At 72.7% G+C, this 17,085-nt stretch carries 12 protein-coding genes; 7 read left to right on the top strand and 5 right to left on the bottom strand.

Translation table 11 applies throughout. The annotated features are described in order from the left end of the window. Positions 1 to 23: 23 nt before the first annotated feature. From ACYUD3_RS36880 to ACYUD3_RS36905, 6 genes are all read left to right on the top strand, one after another. Positions 24 to 995 (top strand): glutamate ABC transporter substrate-binding protein, encoded by a 972-nt coding sequence (locus ACYUD3_RS36880; protein ID WP_470980476.1) that lies wholly within the window; start codon positions 24 to 26, stop codon positions 993 to 995. A gap of 52 nt (positions 996 to 1,047) precedes the next feature. After that, complete coding sequence (locus ACYUD3_RS36885; RefSeq protein WP_470980322.1) at positions 1,048 to 2,307, top strand: coiled-coil domain-containing protein; 1,260 nt, start codon at positions 1,048 to 1,050, stop codon at positions 2,305 to 2,307. Between the two features lie 14 nt (positions 2,308 to 2,321). Further along, entirely contained in the window at positions 2,322 to 5,135 is a 2,814-nt protein-coding gene (locus ACYUD3_RS36890; protein WP_470980325.1) for a serine/threonine-protein kinase, read from the top strand. 12 nt (positions 5,136 to 5,147) lie between these two features. Then, positions 5,148 to 6,353, top strand: a complete 1,206-nt coding sequence (locus ACYUD3_RS36895) for a PP2C family serine/threonine-protein phosphatase (RefSeq protein WP_470980328.1) — start codon at positions 5,148 to 5,150, stop codon at positions 6,351 to 6,353. Positions 6,354 to 6,493: 140 nt separating this feature from the next. Beyond that, on the top strand, positions 6,494 to 7,840 hold the full coding sequence (locus ACYUD3_RS36900) for a vWA domain-containing protein (RefSeq protein ID WP_470980330.1): 1,347 nt from the start codon (positions 6,494 to 6,496) through the stop codon (positions 7,838 to 7,840). A 220-nt stretch (positions 7,841 to 8,060) separates the two neighbouring features. Continuing rightward, the gene (locus ACYUD3_RS36905; RefSeq protein WP_470980334.1) at positions 8,061 to 11,090 is read left to right on the top strand and encodes an FHA domain-containing protein; all 3,030 of its coding nucleotides are present in this window, start codon (positions 8,061 to 8,063) and stop codon (positions 11,088 to 11,090) included. 52 nt (positions 11,091 to 11,142) lie between these two features. Here ACYUD3_RS36905 and ACYUD3_RS36910 read toward each other — a convergent pair whose 3' ends face one another. After that, positions 11,143 to 12,108 carry a methyltransferase domain-containing protein gene (locus ACYUD3_RS36910; RefSeq protein WP_470980337.1) on the bottom strand — a complete coding sequence of 322 codons (966 nt, stop codon included), beginning with the start codon at positions 12,106 to 12,108 and terminating at the stop codon, positions 11,143 to 11,145. A 61-nt stretch (positions 12,109 to 12,169) separates the two neighbouring features. Here ACYUD3_RS36910 and ACYUD3_RS36915 point away from each other — a divergent pair, with 61 nt between their 5' ends. After that, positions 12,170 to 12,583: a globin gene (locus ACYUD3_RS36915; protein ID WP_470980339.1), complete on the top strand. Its 414-nt coding sequence runs from the start codon at positions 12,170 to 12,172 to the stop codon at positions 12,581 to 12,583. An 87-nt stretch (positions 12,584 to 12,670) separates the two neighbouring features. On the opposite strand, the gene ACYUD3_RS36920 is transcribed toward ACYUD3_RS36915, so the two are convergent. The 4 genes from ACYUD3_RS36920 to ACYUD3_RS36935 form a co-directional block, all read right to left on the bottom strand. Further along, on the bottom strand, positions 12,671 to 13,342 hold the full coding sequence (locus ACYUD3_RS36920; RefSeq protein WP_470980342.1) for a DUF8185 domain-containing protein: 672 nt from the start codon (positions 13,340 to 13,342) through the stop codon (positions 12,671 to 12,673). Further along, a complete protein-coding gene (locus ACYUD3_RS36925) occupies positions 13,339 to 13,749 on the bottom strand; it encodes an acyl-CoA thioesterase (protein WP_470980345.1) in 411 nt (136 codons plus the stop codon). Before ACYUD3_RS36925 ends, ACYUD3_RS36920 begins: the two co-directional genes overlap by 4 nt. 2 nt (positions 13,750 to 13,751) lie before the next feature. After that, on the bottom strand, positions 13,752 to 15,416 hold the full coding sequence (ettA, locus tag ACYUD3_RS36930; RefSeq protein WP_470980348.1) for an energy-dependent translational throttle protein EttA: 1,665 nt from the start codon (positions 15,414 to 15,416) through the stop codon (positions 13,752 to 13,754). 145 nt (positions 15,417 to 15,561) lie between these two features. After that, complete coding sequence (locus tag ACYUD3_RS36935) at positions 15,562 to 16,983, bottom strand: Cys-Gln thioester bond-forming surface protein (RefSeq protein WP_470980351.1); 1,422 nt, start codon at positions 16,981 to 16,983, stop codon at positions 15,562 to 15,564. Positions 16,984 to 17,085: the final 102 nt, after the last annotated feature.

Raw genomic sequence — 17,085 nt, forward strand, 5'->3', positions numbered from 1 at the left:
AGGGGTGGGGCGGGGTCGGTGCCATGGCCGTCCTCTGCGTCCTCGCCCTCGTCATCGTCCTGCTGCTGCCCGGCGCCCACGGCCACCGCACCGACCCGAGAGCCGTCGCCGACGGCGTCCAGGTCGCGGGCGGGGACTGCAAGAGCCCGGAGCGGCAGACCCTCGCCCCGTCCGGGGCCGACGGGCCGGCGATCGCCGCGATCAAGGCCCGCAAGGGCGAGCTGCGCAAGCTGATCGTCGGCATCGACCAGAACAGCTACCGCTGGGGCTACCGCAACCCGAACAACGAGGGCACTTCTCTGGAGGGCTTCGACATCGACCTGGTCCACCGCATCGCTCAGGACATCCTCGGCGACCCCAACGCCGTGCAGTTCAAGGCGATCCCGACCGACCAGCGCATCCCGGCGATCCGCAGCGGCATCGTCGACATGGTCGTGCGCACGATGACGATCAGCTGCGACCGCGTCAAGCAAGTCGACTTCTCCGCCCCCTACTTCAGGACCGGCCAGCAGGTCCTCGCCGCCAAGTCGTTGAAGATCACGGGGTACGACAAGTCCCTCGCGGGCAAGAAGATCTGTACGGCGGCCGGTTCGACCGCCCTAGCCAAGCTGACGGCCGACAAGAAGGCGGACATCCTGCCCGCGACCACCGACATATCGCTCACGGTCCCCAACCAACTGGACTGCCTGGTACGGCTCCAGCTGGGCGAGGCCGACGCGGTCGTCACCGACGGCGCGCTCGCCGCCGGACAGGCCGCCCAGGACCCGACGATCGAGCTGAAGGGCCCGGCGTTCACGACCGACTACTACGGCGTGGCGATGAAGAAGGGCGCCGACGATCTGGTACGCCGGGTCAACCAGATCCTCGCCCAGTACCTGGCGGACGGCACGAACGGCTGGCAGGCGGCGTACGACAAGTGGCTGAGCCAGACCATGAAGGGCAGTCCCGCGCAGTACCGGCCGCCCAGCCCGGCCGTCTACCAGCGCGCCGGGTAGCCGGGGCCGACGGGGGCCGGACACACGTGACTTGACGAACGAGAGGTGATCGATGGGCGTCGCGGGAGCCCCCGGTCCGGTGATGGACCGGGACGAGGTGGACCGTGCGCTGGCCAGGCTCGGCCAGGAGCACGAGGCGATCGAGACCTCCCTGCTGGCGCTCCAGGACCACGCCGGCCGGCGGCTGCTGGAGGGCGCCGAGCTGACCGGCGTGACCCACGAGCGCTGGAGCGCGACGGACGCCCGGATCACCTTGCTGTGGACGTACTTCGACGCGTACACCGCCCGGCTGCGCGCCGCCCGCGAGATCCGTTCCCGGCGCCGCTGGTCCTCCCGCGAGGACCTGGTGGAGCTGACGGAGCTGCTGCGCGGCGAGTCGGTCGCAGTGACCGGCGCGGAGGCGGGGGTGCTCAGCGAGAGTTTCACGCTGGCCGCGCTGGTGGACCGGATGAACGACCTGTACGCGTCCTCGCTCGACCTGGTCGTCGCCGCCGACGCCGTCTGGTCCGCGCTGCCCGCACGGATCGATTTACTCGCCGCCGAGCTCCAGCGCACCCGCCACCTCGCCCACTCGGTGGGCGTACGCCCCGGCGAGCACCCTTCGGGCGACGACCTGGAGGACATCACCCGCGCCCTGACCGTCCTGCGCGCCGCCGTCGTCTCCGACCCGCTGGCCTACTGGCTCCCGGCGAAGGGCAGTTCGGCCCCCGGCGGCGGCCGTCCCGACACGGCCGTGTACGACCGGGAGGCGCGCGCCCTGGAGGACGTGCGCCGGGAGATAGAGGCCGTGCTGACGGTCCGCCAGGACGCCGAGCAGCGGCTGGTGCGGCTGCGGGACGTCCTCTCGCGCGCCGACCGCACGCTCGCGGAGGCGCGGGCCGCGCGCGGGGAGGTGCTGGCGAAGATCGCGGCGACCGAGGTCCCGGTGGTCAACGGCCCCCCGACCGTCCTCCAGGAACAGCTCGCGCTCGCCGCCGAGTACCGCAGACAGGGCCAGTGGCACCGCCTCTCCCCGCTCCTGGAGTCCCTCGAGCGCAAGGCGGAGGACGAACTGGAGCGCGCACGCGAGCAGTTGGGCGCGGTCACCGCCCCGCTCGCGGTCCGCGCGGAGCTGCGCGGCCGGCTCGACGCGTACAAGGCGAAGGTGGCGCGGCACGGCCTCGCCGAGGACCCGTTCCTCGTCGAGCGGTACGACACCGCGCGCCGCATGCTGTGGAGCGCGCCCTGTGATCTGCGCGTCGCCGAACAGGCCGTACTGCGCTACCAGCGGCTGGCGGCCGAGCAGTTGGCCGTGCAGCGGGACCGGTCGTAAGGGGGAGGGTGTTCATGAGCGGAGCCGGCCAGAGCTGCCAGCGGCCCGGGTGTGAGGGGGCGTACGAGGACGTCGGCGGCGGTGAGCTGTACTGCGACACGTGCGGGCTCGCCCCTGTCGTCTCGCCATTGGGGTCTCCCCTGGTCGAGCGGAGCCGAGAGCTTGGGGAAGGGGTGCTCGGTTCGCCGCCCACCAGCAGTGTCTCGGCGCCGACGGAGAAGTCCAGCGGCTCGCAGTCCTCGCGTTCGCGCCGGTCGGTGTCCGGGCGGCTGTCGGGGCGGTCCGGGGCGGCGGTGTCCGTGCGGGGTTCGGGGGCGGCCTCCGGGGAGTCGTCCGGGCGGTCGCGGCTCGGGGCGGGGCTGGTGTCCGTGCCGAAGGTGCCGCGTCCCGACCCGCGCGCGATGGTCCTGGAGCGGGCCGAGGTGCCCGAGCGCAAGCGGTTCTGCTCGCGCTCCGACTGCGGTGCGCCCGTGGGGCGTTCACGCGGGGAGCGGGCGGGGCGGACCGAGGGGTTCTGCACGAAGTGCGGCCACCCGTACTCCTTCGTACCGAAGTTGGCGTCCGGGGATGTCGTGCACGGCCAGTACGAGGTGGCCGGGTGTCTCGCGCACGGCGGGCTCGGCTGGATCTATCTCGCGGTGGACCGTGCGGTGGCGGACCGGTGGGTGGTGCTGAAGGGGCTTCTCGACACCGGGGACCAGGACGCGATGGCCGCCGCGATCTCCGAGCGGCGGTTCCTCGCGGAGATCGAGCACGCCAACATCGTCCGGATCTACAACTTCGTCGAGCATCTCGACCCGCGCACCGGCTCGCTGGACGGCTACATCGTCATGGAGTACGTCGGCGGCAAGTCCCTGAAGGAGATCGCGAACGCCCGCCGCACGCCCGAGGGGCACCGCGATCCGCTGCCGGTCGAGCAGGCCTGCGCGTACGGGATCGAGGCGCTGGAGGCCCTCGGCCATCTCCACAGCCGTAACCTCCTCTACTGCGACTTCAAGGTCGACAACGCCATCCAGACGGAGGACCAGCTCAAGCTCATCGACATGGGCGCGGTGCGGAGGATGGACGACGAGGAGTCGGCGATCTACGGCACGGTCGGCTATCAGGCGCCGGAGGTCGCGGAGGTGGGCCCGTCGGTGGCGTCCGACCTGTACACGGTGGGGCGGACACTGGCGGTCCTGAGCTTCGACTTCCAGGGCTATACGACGGTCTTCGCGGACTCGCTCCCCGATCCCGATCACATCGAGGTCTTCCGTACGTACGAGTCCTTCTACCGCCTCCTGGTCCGCGCCACCGACCCCGATCCCGCGCGCCGCTTCTCGTCGGCCCAGGAGATGTCGGAACAGCTGACGGGGGTCCTGAGAGAGGTCGTCTCCCTCCAGTCGGGCCGCGCCCGCCCGGCGCTGTCGACACTGTTCGGCCCTGAACTCCGGGTGACGGACACGGAGTTGTTTCCTGGGGAGGGGGAGGTGTCTCAACTGGGGGGACGGGAGAGGGTGGGGGTGTTCGGGAGAAGGGGGAAGGGGGTGGGGTCTGTGGGTTCGGGGTACGGAAACTCCGCTGCTGGTACGGGAGTTGGCTCGGCGCTCGGCGCTTCGGCTTCTGCTGGAGGGGCGCTTCCCGGTGCTTCGGCTTCCGGTAGCTCCGGCAGCTCCGGCCAACCCCCGCTCCCCCAAGCTTCCGCCTACGGCAACTCCGTTCCCGACCCCAACTCCCCCAGCTCCCCTTCGACTTCCCCCACCCGATACTCGCCTCGCCGGGCGGCAGGCGACCCGCTCGCCGCCAACTCCGCGTCCACGAAGCCCGCTTCCCCGGCCCCCTCCAACTCCCCCTCTTCGGCCCCCCTTCTCGCCGGCACCGGAGGTGCCGAGATTCGAGGCGGCGGAGCCGTTAGGGCGTTCGTCAACCCCGCTGACGCCGGCCGGGCCGGGCTTGCGCTGCCTGTACCCCTTGTCGATTCCGCCGACCCCGATGCCGGGTTCCTCGCCGGGCTCGTCGCCTCCGGGCCGCGTGAGCTGGTCGGGGTGCTTGAGGTCGTCGCCGATCCGTCCGTCGAGACGCGGCTGCGGCTGGTGCTGGCCAAGCTGGAGTGCGGGGACGTCCGGGACGGCGTAACTCTGCTGCGGGCGCTGGAGAGTGAGCATCCTGAAGACTGGCGAGTCGTCTGGTGCGGGGGGATCGTCTCGCTCGTCATCGGAGATCATGAGCGGGCCGCGCTCGCTTTTGACGGCGTCTACGACGCCTTCCCCGGCGAAGTCGCCCCCAAACTCGCCCTCGGCCTGTGCGCGGAGGTGCTGGGGCAGCTCGACAACGCCGCCGAGTACTACCGCCTCGTCTGGGCCACCGACCCGAGCTACGTGAGCGCGGCGTTCGCGCTGGCCAGAGTCCAACTCGCGGGCGGGGAGCGCCGTACGGCCGTGAAGACGCTGGAGTCGGTGCCGGAGACGTCCATCCACTACACGGCCGCCCGGGTCGCGGCGGTGCGGGCGCGGCTGCGGGGGCGGGCCGGCGGCGCCGGGGACGTACCCTTCCTGGAGGATCTCACCGCGGCGGCGGCGCAGGTCGAGGCGCTGGACGCGTACGGTCTGGACGCCGGCCGGCGTGCGCGGCTGTCGGCGGAAGTCCTCGGCGCCGCCCTGGACTGGATACTCTCCGGGGGCGGAGCCGCGACGCGGCGGTCGCTGCTCGGCAGCGATCTCGACGAGCGGGGCCTGCGCTTCGGCCTGGAGCGCTCGTACCGCGCGCTGGCCCGGCTGGCCACCGCCGGTGAGGAGAGGATCGACCTGGTGGAACGTGCCAACCGTTACCGCCCCCGGACCTGGGTGTAGTTGATGTCGCAAATGCCCCCCTCGCAAACGCCGCCCTCGCAGACGCCGTCCTCGCACCTGCCCCCGCAGGCCGCGCCGCCGGCGAGGTGCCCGAGCTGCGCGGAGCCGCTGGAGCCGGGCGACCGGTTCTGCGGCGCCTGCGGCCACGACCTGTCGGCCGCCCCGGAGCGGCAGCCCGCCGACCGTCCGACGCTGACGCTGCACGCCCCCGCGAGCAGAGGCGTCCGCTTCGACCGGCCGGAGCGCGCCGACCCGGAGGAGTACCCGTTGCAGGCCCCGGACCCGCTGGCGGCGGCGCAGGCCGCGAAGGTGTGCGTGGCCTGCCGGGCGGGCCGGGTGGACCAGGACGGCTACTGCGAGAACTGCGGGCACGCGCAGCCGCGTGAGCGCGACCACATGGAGCAGGAGGTCGGCCCGCTGGCCGCCGTCAGCGACCGGGGCCTGCGCCATCACCGCAACGAGGACGCGTTCGCGGTGGGCCTCGGCTCGCTGCCGGACCACTCGACGGTGTCGGTGGCGATCGTCTGCGACGGCGTCTCCTCGGCGACCCGCCCGGACGACGCCTCGGCCGCCGCCGCCCGCGCGGCCGGCGAGACCCTGCTGACCGCCCTCCCCCACGGCACCCACCCCCAGCAGGCGATGCACGACGCGATCGTCGCCGCCGCCCACGCGGTGAACGCCCTCGCGCAGGAGCCCCGGACGGCCCGCGAGCACGTCCCGCACCAGAACGCCCCGGCCTGCACGATCGTCGGTTCGGCGGTGACGACGGGCCTGCTGGTGGTCGGCTGGGTCGGCGACAGCCGCGTCTACTGGGTCCCCGACGACCGTACGACCCCGCCCGCCCGGCTGACGGAGGACGACTCCTGGGCGGCGCAGATGGTCGCGGCGGGCCTGCTGAGCGAGGCCGAGGCGTACGCCGACGAGCGCGCCCACGCGATCACCGGCTGGCTCGGCGCCGACGCCTACGAACTGGAGCCGCACACCGCGTCGTTCAAGCCGGACCGGCCGGGCGTGGTGATCGTCTGCACGGACGGCCTGTGGAACTACGCGGAGGCGGCCGAGGAGCTGGCGGAGATCGTGCCGGCCGACGCGGGGCTGCGGCCGCTGCACGCGGCCCGTGTCCTCGTGGGGCACGCGCTCGACGGCGGGGGCCACGACAACGTAACAGTGGCCGTCGTACCGTTCCCGGCGCCCGTGCCCGGGGCAGGATCGGCCTGAGGCGGACAGGACATAACGGGGAAGCCTCCCGGGAACGGTCGAGGGCGCCCTTTTCCGGAACCGGGGGCCGGAGGGGACCGGTCGCCTCTCTCATCGTCAACGCCCGTCCCACGCGGGCCTTCTGGGGGATCTGAGCGGGAATGGCCAATTTCTCGAAGTCGAATGTGCCGGCGTTCGCGGTGGACGTCTACCAGAACGAGCAGCTGCCGGAGGGCGGCCGTGAGGTCAACGCGATCGTGACGGTCACCGCGACCGGCGGCGGCACGGTCGGCGGCGCGGTCGCCGCGCCCCACCTGTACTCGCCGGTCAGCGGCCCCTCCGCGGCCGTCGCGGTCATGGTGGACTGCTCGGGCTCGATGGACTACCCGCCCGCGAAGATGCGCGGCGCCCGGGAGGCGACGGCCGCCGCGATCGACGCGCTGCGCGACGGCGTGCACTTCGCGGTGATCGCCGGCACGCACGTCGCCAAGGAGGTCTACCCCGGCGGCGGCCGGCTCGCGGTCGCCGACGCCACCACCCGGGAACAGGCCCGCCAGGCGCTGCGCAAGCTGAGCGCGGGCGGCGGTACGGCGATCGGGACGTGGCTGCGGCTCGCGGAGAGACTCCTGTCGGCGGCGGACGTCGCGATCCGGCACGGCATCCTGCTCACCGACGGCCGCAACGAGCACGAGGAGCCGGCGGCGCTGAAGGCGGCCCTGGAGCACTGCGCGGGCCGGTTCACCTGTGACGCCCGGGGCGTGGGCACCGACTGGGAAGTGAAAGAAGTCACAGGGATCGCCTCGGCGTTGCTCGGCAGCGCGGACATCGTCGCCGATCCCTCGGGGCTGGCCGCCGACTTCACGAAGATGATGGAGACGGCGATGGGCAAAGAGGTCGCCGACGTCAGCCTGCGGCTGTGGACGCCGGTCGGCACAGAGGTCCGTTTCCTCAAGCAAGTCGCCCCGACCGTGCAGGAGTTGACCGCCCGGCGCACCGAGTCCGGCCCCCGCTCCGGGGACTACCCCACCGGTTCCTGGGGCGACGAGTCCCGCGACTACCACCTCTGCCTGCGGGTCCCGGCCGCGGGGCTCGGCCAGGAGATGCTGGCCGCCCGCGTCTCCCTGGTCGTCCCGCAAGCCGACGGCAGCGTGCGGAACTTGGGCGCGCAGGGCCTCGTACGGGCGGTCTGGACCGACGACATGACGGCCTCCACCTCCATCAACCCCCAAGTCGCCCACTACACCGGTCAAGCCGAACTGGCCCAAGTCATCCAACAGGGTCTCGAGCTGCGCAAAGCGGGCGATATGGATGGAGCAACGGCCAAACTGGGGCGGGCCGTTCAGCTCGCGAGCGGGCTGGGGAACGCGGATACTGCGAAACTGCTTGCGAAGGTGGTGGACGTGGTCGATGCCACGACGGGTACTGTGCGGTTGAAGGCCAGGGTCGCGGAGGCCGACGAGATGACCCTCGAAACCCGGTCCACAAAGACAGTCCGTGTAAAGAAGTGAGGCGCGGGTCGCGGGGTTTCCTGCGGTCCCGCGCGAGGTGCCGTGGGGTTGCCCGCGGTTCCGCGTGACGTGCTGCGGGGGTGCCTGCGGCGCGGAGAGCGTGCCGTGGGGTTACTCGTGGCACGGAGAACGTGCCGTGGGGCTGCCTGCGGTGCGGAGAGCGTGCCGTGGGGTTGCCTGCGGCCTAGTGGGAACTTAGAGGAGAGGGGGACGCGCCGACATGCCGACCTGCCCGAACGGACACCAGTCGGGTTCCGACGACTGGTGCGAGGTCTGCGGTCACCGCATGGCCGGTGCCGTACCTCCGCCGCCGCCCCCGCCGCCCACGAGCGGCTACGGCTTCCCGCCCCCGCCTGGCGCCCCGGGCGCTCCGGGCGGTGGGCCTTCTGGCGGGCGGCACCTCTCCGCCGTCCCCGGCCAGGAGTCCGACCTGTGCCCGCAGTGCCGCACGCCCCGTGAGGGGGGCGCGCCGTTCTGCGAGGAGTGCAGGTGGAACTTCCTGACGAACACGGCGACGACGTATACGCCGGCGGCGCCTCGGCCTTCGGGGGGAGCTGGGGGGCCTGGAGGATTCGGGGGGCCTAACGGTCCTGGCGGATCTGGTGGACCTGGAGGGCAGGGGGCTCCTGGCTTCGGGGGGCCGGGCGGGTCTGGTTTCGGGGGGGCTGGGGGTGCTGGGGGGTTCGGCAACTCCGGCGGTCCTGGCGGTTCCGGTGGTCCGGGCGGGGCTGGGGGTTCCGGCGGGGCTGGGGGACAGGGGGGTTTCGGCGGTCCTGGTGGGTCTGACGGCCCTGGTGGTCAGGGGGGCTTCGGCAACACCGGCGGACCGGGAGGCTCTGGCGGACCCGGCGGACCCTTCGGCAACACTGGCGGCCCCGGGGGTTCTGGCGGCCCGGCCGGTCAAGGTGGATTCGGCGGACCCGGGGGCCAAGGCGGCTTCAGCGGTCCCGGTGGGTCTGACGGCCCCGGTGGTCAGGGGGGCTTCGGCAGCACCGGTGGTCCTGGCGGCCCAGGCGGCCCTGCCGGTCAGGGCGGCTTCGGCAACACCGGCGGCCCCGGGGGTTCCGGCGGCCCGGCCGGTCAAGGCGGCTTCGGCGCACCCGGCGGACCCGGGGGCCAAGGTGGATTCGGCGGTCCCGGCGGGGCTGACGGCCCCGGCGGCCAAGGTGGCTTCGGCAACTCCGGCGGTCCTGGCAGCTCCAGCGGCCCGGCCGGTCAGGGCGGCTTCGGCAATCCCGGCGGCCCGGGTGCCCCTGGCGGCTCCGGCGGCCCCGCCGGTCAGGGCGGCTTCGGCACGCCCGGGAACCCCGGCGGTAGTGGTGGCCCCGGCGGTCCGGGTGCCCCTGGCAACTCCGGCGCCCCCCGCTTCCCCGCCCCTCCCCCGCCCCCGCCGTCCTTCAGCGGCGGCAGTTCCTTCGACGACTATCAGGGTTCCCGCCCGTCCCAGGTGAACCGCCCCGCCGAACCGATTCCCTTCGGCAGCGAGCCGACGGGACCGGGAGGCGCGACGCCGTTCGGCGGACGCCCGGGAGGCCCTGCCGGCTCCGGTGGCGCAGGTGCGTTCGGCGGACGTGACTCCGGCGCACCCGGCGGTCCCTTCGGCGGCCGTGACGGCGGCCCCGGTGCACCAGGTGGCTCCGGCGGACCGGGCAGTACCGACCCCTTCGGCGGACGCGACGGCTCCGGCCCCGGTGGCGCTACGACGCCCGGCGGCCCCTTCGGCGGACGTGACTCCGGTGGACCGGGCGGTTTCGGTGGCCGTGAGGGCGGCGGCGCGGGCGAGCCGTTCGGCGGACGGACCGCCGGCGGACCTGGCGAACCTTTCGGCGGGCGTGACTCCGGCGCACCCGGCGATCCGTTCGGTGAGCGCGGCGCTGGTGCGCCCGGCGGCTTCGGCGGCCCCGCCGCTCCAGGCGCCCCCGGCAGCTCCAGCGCACCCGGCGACCCTTTCGGCGAACGCGGCTCCGGCGCACCCGGCGGCTTCGGCGGCCGTGACAGCTCCGGCCCAGCCGATCCCTTCAGCGGACGAGACTCCGGCACCCCCTTCCCCAACCGAGACGGCTCAGCCCCCGCAAGCCCCCCCTTCGGCGGACGCGACACCTCCGAACCCCCGGCGCCCGGTGGACCGTTCGGCAGGCGAGAAGGCACCCCCGGCGCACCCGGAAACCCCGGCGGACCCGGCGGCGCCCCTGGCACCCCCGGTTCCCCCAACGACCCCTTCGGCCCCGAAGGCTTCGGCGGCCGTCCCTCGAACGACCCCTTCGCCGGACGCGAGGGCGCAGGCCCGGCAGGCGGCGAGCCGTTCGGCGGACGCAACCCGGGCGCACCCGGCAGCGGCTTCGGCGGCCGGGAAGGCTCCGGCCCCGCCGGAGACCCGTTCGGTGAGCGCGGCTCCGGCGCCCCCTTCGGCAACCGCGAAAACTCCGGCCCCGCAGGCCCCCCCAACGACCCCTTCGCCGGACGCAACCCCAACACCCCCTTCGGCACCCCACCCCCTCCCGGCGGACCAGGCGGACCGAGCGGACCCGGTGGACCAGCCGCCCCCGGCCCCTTCACCCCCACCCCCTCCCGCCAATCCCCACCCCCCGCCGGCCCCCCCGGCAGCTACGGCTACCCCCAGCCCCCCGGCCCCAACCCCCCACAAGGCTTCCCCCAGGCAGGCACAACCGCCCCGGGCCGCCCCAGCACAGCCCCCGGCTTCGGCACCCCCGGCGACGACGACTGGGTCCTCTCCCCGCCCACCTCCGGCGCACCCCCCGCCTACGGCTACCCCCAGAACACCCCCGGCGGCTTCCCCCACCAGCAGAACCAGCAGAACCCACAGAACCCGCAAGCCCAGCACCCCACCACCTGGACCGCCACCATCACCCCCGACCGCGACTACTTCATGGCGATGATGCAGCGCTCGGGCCCGGAGGCCACCGGCCTCAACCTCCCGGCCTACTCCCCGGAACAGCAGCGCACCCTCACCGGCAACCAGGTCACGATCGGCCGCCGCCGCCACTCCACCGGCGAGACCCCGGACATCGACCTGGCGGTCCCCCCGGAGGACCCCGGCGTCTCGCACCAGCACGCGGTCCTGGTCCAGCAGCCGGACGGCAGCTGGGCGGTGGTCGACCAGAACTCGACGAACGGCACGACGGTCAACGGCGGCGAGGAGCCCATCCAGCCCTTCGTCCCGGTCCCCCTCAGGGACGGCGACCGGGTCCACGTAGGCGCGTGGACGACGATCACGCTCCGCCGAGGCTGACGACACCGTCGTACACAAGGACACAAGGACACAAGGACACGCGGACCCGGACTCACCGGAGCGCCCACACATAGGGCCCCTCCGGTGAGTCCAGCCATGCCCACACCTGCCCCTCCGTGACCGTGAGGCCGTAGCGCTCGCGGGCGGGGCGGCCCTCGCGTTCCCACAGGGTGTACGCCTCGGCCGGCTCCAGCGCCCCGCGCGTCAGCGCGGCGAGGAAGCGGAAGAGGTCGTTGTCGCGGGCGCGCGGCGGCACGGCCCGCAGGACCATCGCCTCACCGGCCCGCCCGCCCCGCAGCGGGACGAAGTACGCGGCCGTCGGCAGGAACCGCCCCTCCGCGTGCCCGGCGTCCCGCACGTCCAGCAGCGCGAGCCCCGTCGCGAGCGGCGTGAGGATCCGCCCGCCGGGCGCGCACTGGGCGATCCAGGCGGCGGGGACGGTGCTGAGCGCGCAGGTCGCGAGGATACGGTCGTACGGCGCCCGCTCGGGCACCCCGCGCGCGCCGTCGCCGGTGACGGTGTACGGGCGGTGGCCGGCGTCCGCGAGGTGCGTGCGCGCGGACTCGGTGATCTCGGGGTCGAGGTCGACGGTCGTGACGGCGGCGTCGCCGAGGCGGTGGGCGAGGAGGGCCGCGTTGTAGCCGGTGCCGGTGCCGATCTCCAGGACCCGGTGACCCTCGCGTATCCCCAGCTCGGCGAGCATGAGCGCCATCAGCGAGGGCTGGCTGCTGGAGGAGAGGAGTTCGCCGTCGCGCAGCCGGGTCGCGAGCGGGGCGTCGTCGTAGGCCCCGCGCAGCCAGCGTTCGCGGGCGGCGGGGTCGGGGTCGCCGGCCCAGCGCCGCAGATATCCGTGGGTGCCGGAGACGTAGTAGTACGGCACGAAAAGATGCCTGGGCACCTTCTCGAACGCCTCCCGCCAGCCCGGATCGGCGGCGAACGCCCCGCTCCCCTCGATCACGCGCACCAACCCGGCCCGCACCGACACGGCGAGCCCTTCCAGATCCGCTTCCGGCCGCATACCTCCACTGTGCGGGGCGAAGGACCTAAGCCCCAAGTCCTCGGCCGGACCGTCTGAGACCATGGGGGGTGTGAGAGAGATCCGGCGCGGCACGCTTCAGGAGAAGACGTTCTACGAGCAGGTCGGCGGGGAGGACACCTTCCGCCGGCTGGTCCACCGTTTCTACGAGGGGGTGGCCGGCGATCCGCTCCTGCGGCCCATGTACCCCGAGGACGACCTGGGCCCGGCCGAGGAGCGGTTCGCGCTCTTCCTCATGCAGTACTGGGGCGGCCCCACGACGTACAGCGACAACCGAGGCCACCCACGCCTGCGCATGCGCCACGCCCCCTTCACCGTCGACCGCGCGGCCCACGACGCCTGGCTGAAGCACATGCGCGACGCGGTGGACTCGCTGGCGCTGAGCGAGGAACACGAGACGACGCTGTGGAACTACATGACGTACGCGGCGGCGTCGATGATAAATACGCCGGACTGAGGGGGTACGGGGGCTCGCGCGGGACGGCGGCAGAGGCGCGAGCTGAGGCCGGCGCCCAGCACCCGCCCCCCTCACGCCCCCCACACCTCAGCGCACGCTCAGCCCGAGCCCGCCAACTCCCGCCCGCCGTACCGCTATCGACCCGTACGCCGTGCGCAGGCGCAGCCAGGCGCCGGAGGAGAACAGGGCCGCTTCCCGGACGGCGGGGCGCAGGAAGCCGAGGGACTGGGCGGCGTGGACGGCGCGGACGGGGAGGGGGGTCGCGGCGACGGTCCGGGACCAGATCTCGCGGCCGATGCGGTCGAGTTCCGCGCGGGTACGCCCTTCGGCGGGCAACTCCTCGGTGCGGCGCCGGAATTCGATGACACCGGCGGCGACGAGGGCACGCAGTTCGTCGGGCGCGGGAAGCCCGGTCTCGGGCTGCCAGCCGCCCTTGGGAGGAAGAACTCCCGCCCAGGGAGGGCCGGTTACGGCAGCCGGGACACCCGCGGTGGCCGCCTGCTCGTCGACCGACTCCAGCAACTCCCCTGCGGAGACGGTGACATCGAGCCCGGCGTCGAGCCCGTTCTCGTACGGCTTGGCGAGGCGGACCGCGCGGACGGCGAGGACCTCGAAGGACGGGGGGCGGCCGAAGACGGCGAGGGCGGTGCCGGTGGCCTGGAGGCGGACGGCGGCGCCGCGGTCGTAGTGCAGCAGCCGGGAGAGGAAGGCGGCGAGGTCGGCCGCCTCCCCTTCGTCGGCGAGATGCAGCACCGTCATGCGGCGGCGGCCTTCCCCGGCTCGTCGCGGTACTCGGCCAGGAACTCCCGCTCGTCGGCGGTGATCCGGCGCGGCCGGCCGGCCTCGAAGTCGAAGGGGACGACGACGGTCTCGGCGTACACGTAGACGACGTCCTCGTCCTTCACCTCGCAGGCGACGGTGAAGGACGCGGCCTTGATGTCGGTGACCCACACCTCGACGGTCACCGGGTGGTGCCGGTGGACCAGGGGGCGTTTGTAGTCGATCTCGTGGCGGGCCACCACCGACCCCTGCCGGAAGTTCTTCTCGGGCCGGAACAGGAAGCTGATCCGCGCCTCTTCCAGGTACCGGACGAACACGGCGTTGTTGACGTGGCCGTACGCGTCCATGTCGGACCAGCGCAGGGGGCAGTGGTAGATGTGCCGCAAGGTCAGCCTCGGGTCAGCTTCTTGTAGGTGGCGCGATGCGGGCGGGCGGCGTCGGCGCCGAGCCGCTCGATCTTGTTCTTCTCGTACGACTCGAAGTTGCCCTCGAACCAGAACCACTTGGACTCGCCCTCGTAGGCGAGGATGTGGGTGGCGACCCGGTCGAGGAACCAGCGGTCGTGGGAGACGACGACGGCGCAGCCGGGGAATTCGAGGAGCGCGTTCTCCAGGCTGGAGAGGGTCTCGACGTCGAGGTCGTTGGTGGGCTCGTCGAGGAGCAGCAGGTTGCCGCCCTGCTTGAGGGTGAGCGCGAGGTTGAGGCGGTTGCGCTCGCCGCCGGACAGGACGCCGGCCGCCTTCTGCTGGTCGGGGCCCTTGAAGCCGAAGGCGGAGACGTAGGCGCGGGAGGGCATCTCGACCTGGCCGACGTTGATGTAGTCCAGTTCGTCGGAGACGACGGCCCACAGCGTCTTCTTGGGGTCGATGTTCTCGCGGCTCTGGTCGACGTAGGAGATCTTGACGGTCTCGCCGACCTTGATGGTCCCGGAGTCGGGGGTCTCCAGGCCCTGGATCATCTTGAACAGCGTGGTCTTGCCGGCGCCGTTGGGGCCGATGATGCCGACGATGCCGTTGCGCGGGAGGGTGAAGCTGAGGTCGTCGACGAGGACCTTGTCACCGAAGGCCTTGGAGAGGTTGTTGACCTCGACGACGATGGAGCCCAGCCGCGGGCCCGGCGGGATCTGGATCTCCTCGAAGTCCAGCTTCCGCATCTTGTCGGCCTCGGCGGCCATCTCCTCGTAGCGGGCGAGGCGGGCCTTGGACTTGGCCTGGCGGCCCTTGGCGTTGGAGCGGACCCACTCCAGCTCTTCCTTGAGCCGCTTCTGCCGCTTGGCGTCCTTCTGGCCCTCGACCTTGAGGCGGGTCGCCTTGGTCTCCAGGTACTTGGAGTAGTTGCCCTCGTAGCCGTGCAGCCGGCCGCGGTCGACCTCGCAGATCCAGCCGGCCACGTTGTCGAGGAAGTACCGGTCGTGGGTGACGGCGACGATGGTGCCCTCGTACTTGGCGAGGTGCTGCTCCAGCCAGTTCACCGACTCGGCGTCGAGGTGGTTGGTGGGCTCGTCGAGAAGCAGCAGGTCAGGGGCTTCGAGGAGGAGCTTGCAGAGCGCGACGCGGCGCCGCTCGCCACCGGAGAGGGTGGTGACCTGCCAGTCGCCGGGGGGGCAGCCCAGGGCGTCCATGGCCTGCTCGAGCTGGGCGTCGAGGTCCCAGGCGTTGGCGTGGTCGAGCTCCTCCTGGAGCTTGCCCATCTCGTCGAGGAGCGCGTCCGAGTAGTCGGTCGCCATCAGCTCGGCGATCTCGTTGAACCGGTCGAGCTTGCCCTTGATCTCGGCGACGCCCTCCTGCACGTTCTCCAGGACGGTCTTCTCCTCGTTGAGCGGGGGCTCCTGGAGGAGGATGCCGACGGTGTACCCGGGGGAGAGGAACGCGTCGCCGTTGGACGGCTGGTCCAGCCCCGCCATGATCTTCAGGATGGTCGACTTACCGGCACCGTTCGGGCCGACCACACCGATCTTCGCGCCGGGCAGGAAGTTCAGCGATACGTCGTCAAGGATCACCTTGTCGCCGATTGCCTTGCGCGTCTTGCGCATGGTGTAGATGTACTCAGCCAAGAGAAACCGTCCGGCAGCTTGAAATCTGGCAGTGGGCAGGGGGGCAGATACACCCCATCCTGCCTTACGTCCATCCCCCGGCGGAAACCTGCGGGGTCAGGCCTGCGTGAACCGGCCTTTTCCGCCTGGGGCGTTGAGTAGTCGGTCAGTTACCTTCCGTGCCCTGTTCCTTGCGGGCGGCGAGGACGAGGACGGTGCCGCCGATGAGGACGAGGCCGATGGCGGTGCCGGCGATGAGCGGGGTGGTGCTGTCCCCGCCGGTCTCGGCGAGGTCGGATCCGGCGGCGCCGACGGTGACCGGGGTGGGTTCGCTGAGGGTCTGGGTGGTGAGGTGGGACTCGGCGGTGGTGCGGGCCTGGGTCTCGCAGTCGAGGACGCCGCTGAAGCGGGGGCTGGTGCCCTGCGGGGTGGTGAGGGTGAAGTCGTAGGACTGGTCCTCCTGGAGGGGGACCATGATGGTGCGGGTCTCACCGGCGGCGATCGTGTACTCGTCGCTGAGCAGGGAGAACGTGTACGGCTGGTCGCCCTTGTTGACGGCCGTGATGTCCAGGCCGCCGTTCAGGCAGTCGCGGGCCGCCGACAGTGCCGGTATCGGCCCGGAGTCGGCCCAGCTCGCGCTCGCCGTCGCCGACACCGTCGACTCGCTGGACCCGGCCAGGATCTGCGTCTGGCTGCGCCCCTCGGAGACGAAGGCGCGGCCGACGGGGACGGTGGTCGAGGCCTGGAGCGTGACCTCGGCGGATCCGGCCGGGGCGGCTGCGGGGATCTTGAAGTAGAGCCGGCTGCCGTCACGCGCGGTGGTGACCGGCTCACCTTCCGCGTCGACGATCTCCACGCCGGTCGTCGCCGCGTCCATCGGCGGGACGACGGAGACGGCGCCAGCGCCGGTGTGCACGGTGACCGGCCCGAGCAGTCCGCCGGGCCTGCCGGAGACCGCCGGGGTGTCGACGGTCAGCGAGGCGGCGGGTTCGGCGGCGTCCCGCGCGGCCTTCTGGAGGTAGTCGGCGAGCTTCTCGGCCTGGGGGTCGACGGCGGTGACGGTGGCCCTGTCGGCGCCGGCCGCGCCGGCCTCGTCGTCGGAGTACCTCCAGATCGCGACCTGCGTCCCCGCCGCCGCGTCCTGCTCGGTCAGCCCCGCCCCGATGCCGGCGCTTTTGGCGAGCGCGGCGAGGTCGTTCACCTGCGGATAGGAGTGCTGGAGGATCCAGCGGATGCGCCCGGCGTTCTTGTTGGCCGCGAGCGACGTCCCGCTCCACGCCGTCTCGTGGTACTTGGCGTCCTTCTGCGTCGGCGTGAAGAGATCGACGCAGTACGTCTGCAACGTGCCGCCCCCGTCGACGGACATCTCGAACAGCCCCGCCGGGATCTCCGTGTCCCCGCTCTCCGTGTGCAGCACCGCACCGCCGTAGACCTTCAGCCCGCCTATGGTCGCGCTCGCCCCGCCCTGCGCCTGCGCGCCCTGCGCCACCGGAGCGGCGGCGGCGGGCACGGCCCCGGCCAGTACGGCACCGGCGGCGAGCCCGGACACCAGGACCGCGGCGGTGCGGCGGACGATCGAAGAAAGCACGCAATTCTCCTTCGAGCAGGACCCGTTGAAGCGGGGGGACGGGCCCCACCAGCAGAATCGGAAGCCACGACAGCTATGTCGCGCATCCTAGAGACGCGGCGG

The organism is Streptomyces sp. AMJ-169 (genome assembly GCF_055597585.1).

Excerpts from the sequence above, each read along its gene's own strand:
- ACYUD3_RS36880 (WP_470980476.1), top strand. The coding sequence starts at position 24 with ATGGCCGTCCTCTGCGTCCTCGCCCTCGTCATCGTCCTGCTGCTGCCC.
- ACYUD3_RS36885 (WP_470980322.1), top strand. The coding sequence starts at position 1,048 with ATGGGCGTCGCGGGAGCCCCCGGTCCGGTGATGGACCGGGACGAGGTG.
- ACYUD3_RS36890 (WP_470980325.1), top strand. The coding sequence starts at position 2,322 with ATGAGCGGAGCCGGCCAGAGCTGCCAGCGGCCCGGGTGTGAGGGGGCG.
- ACYUD3_RS36895 (WP_470980328.1), top strand. The coding sequence starts at position 5,148 with ATGCCCCCCTCGCAAACGCCGCCCTCGCAGACGCCGTCCTCGCACCTG.
- ACYUD3_RS36900 (WP_470980330.1), top strand. The coding sequence starts at position 6,494 with ATGGCCAATTTCTCGAAGTCGAATGTGCCGGCGTTCGCGGTGGACGTC.
- ACYUD3_RS36905 (WP_470980334.1), top strand. The coding sequence starts at position 8,061 with ATGCCGACCTGCCCGAACGGACACCAGTCGGGTTCCGACGACTGGTGC.
- ACYUD3_RS36910 (WP_470980337.1), bottom strand. The coding sequence starts at position 12,108 with ATGCGGCCGGAAGCGGATCTGGAAGGGCTCGCCGTGTCGGTGCGGGCC.
- ACYUD3_RS36915 (WP_470980339.1), top strand. The coding sequence starts at position 12,170 with ATGGGGGGTGTGAGAGAGATCCGGCGCGGCACGCTTCAGGAGAAGACG.
- ACYUD3_RS36920 (WP_470980342.1), bottom strand. The coding sequence starts at position 13,342 with ATGACGGTGCTGCATCTCGCCGACGAAGGGGAGGCGGCCGACCTCGCC.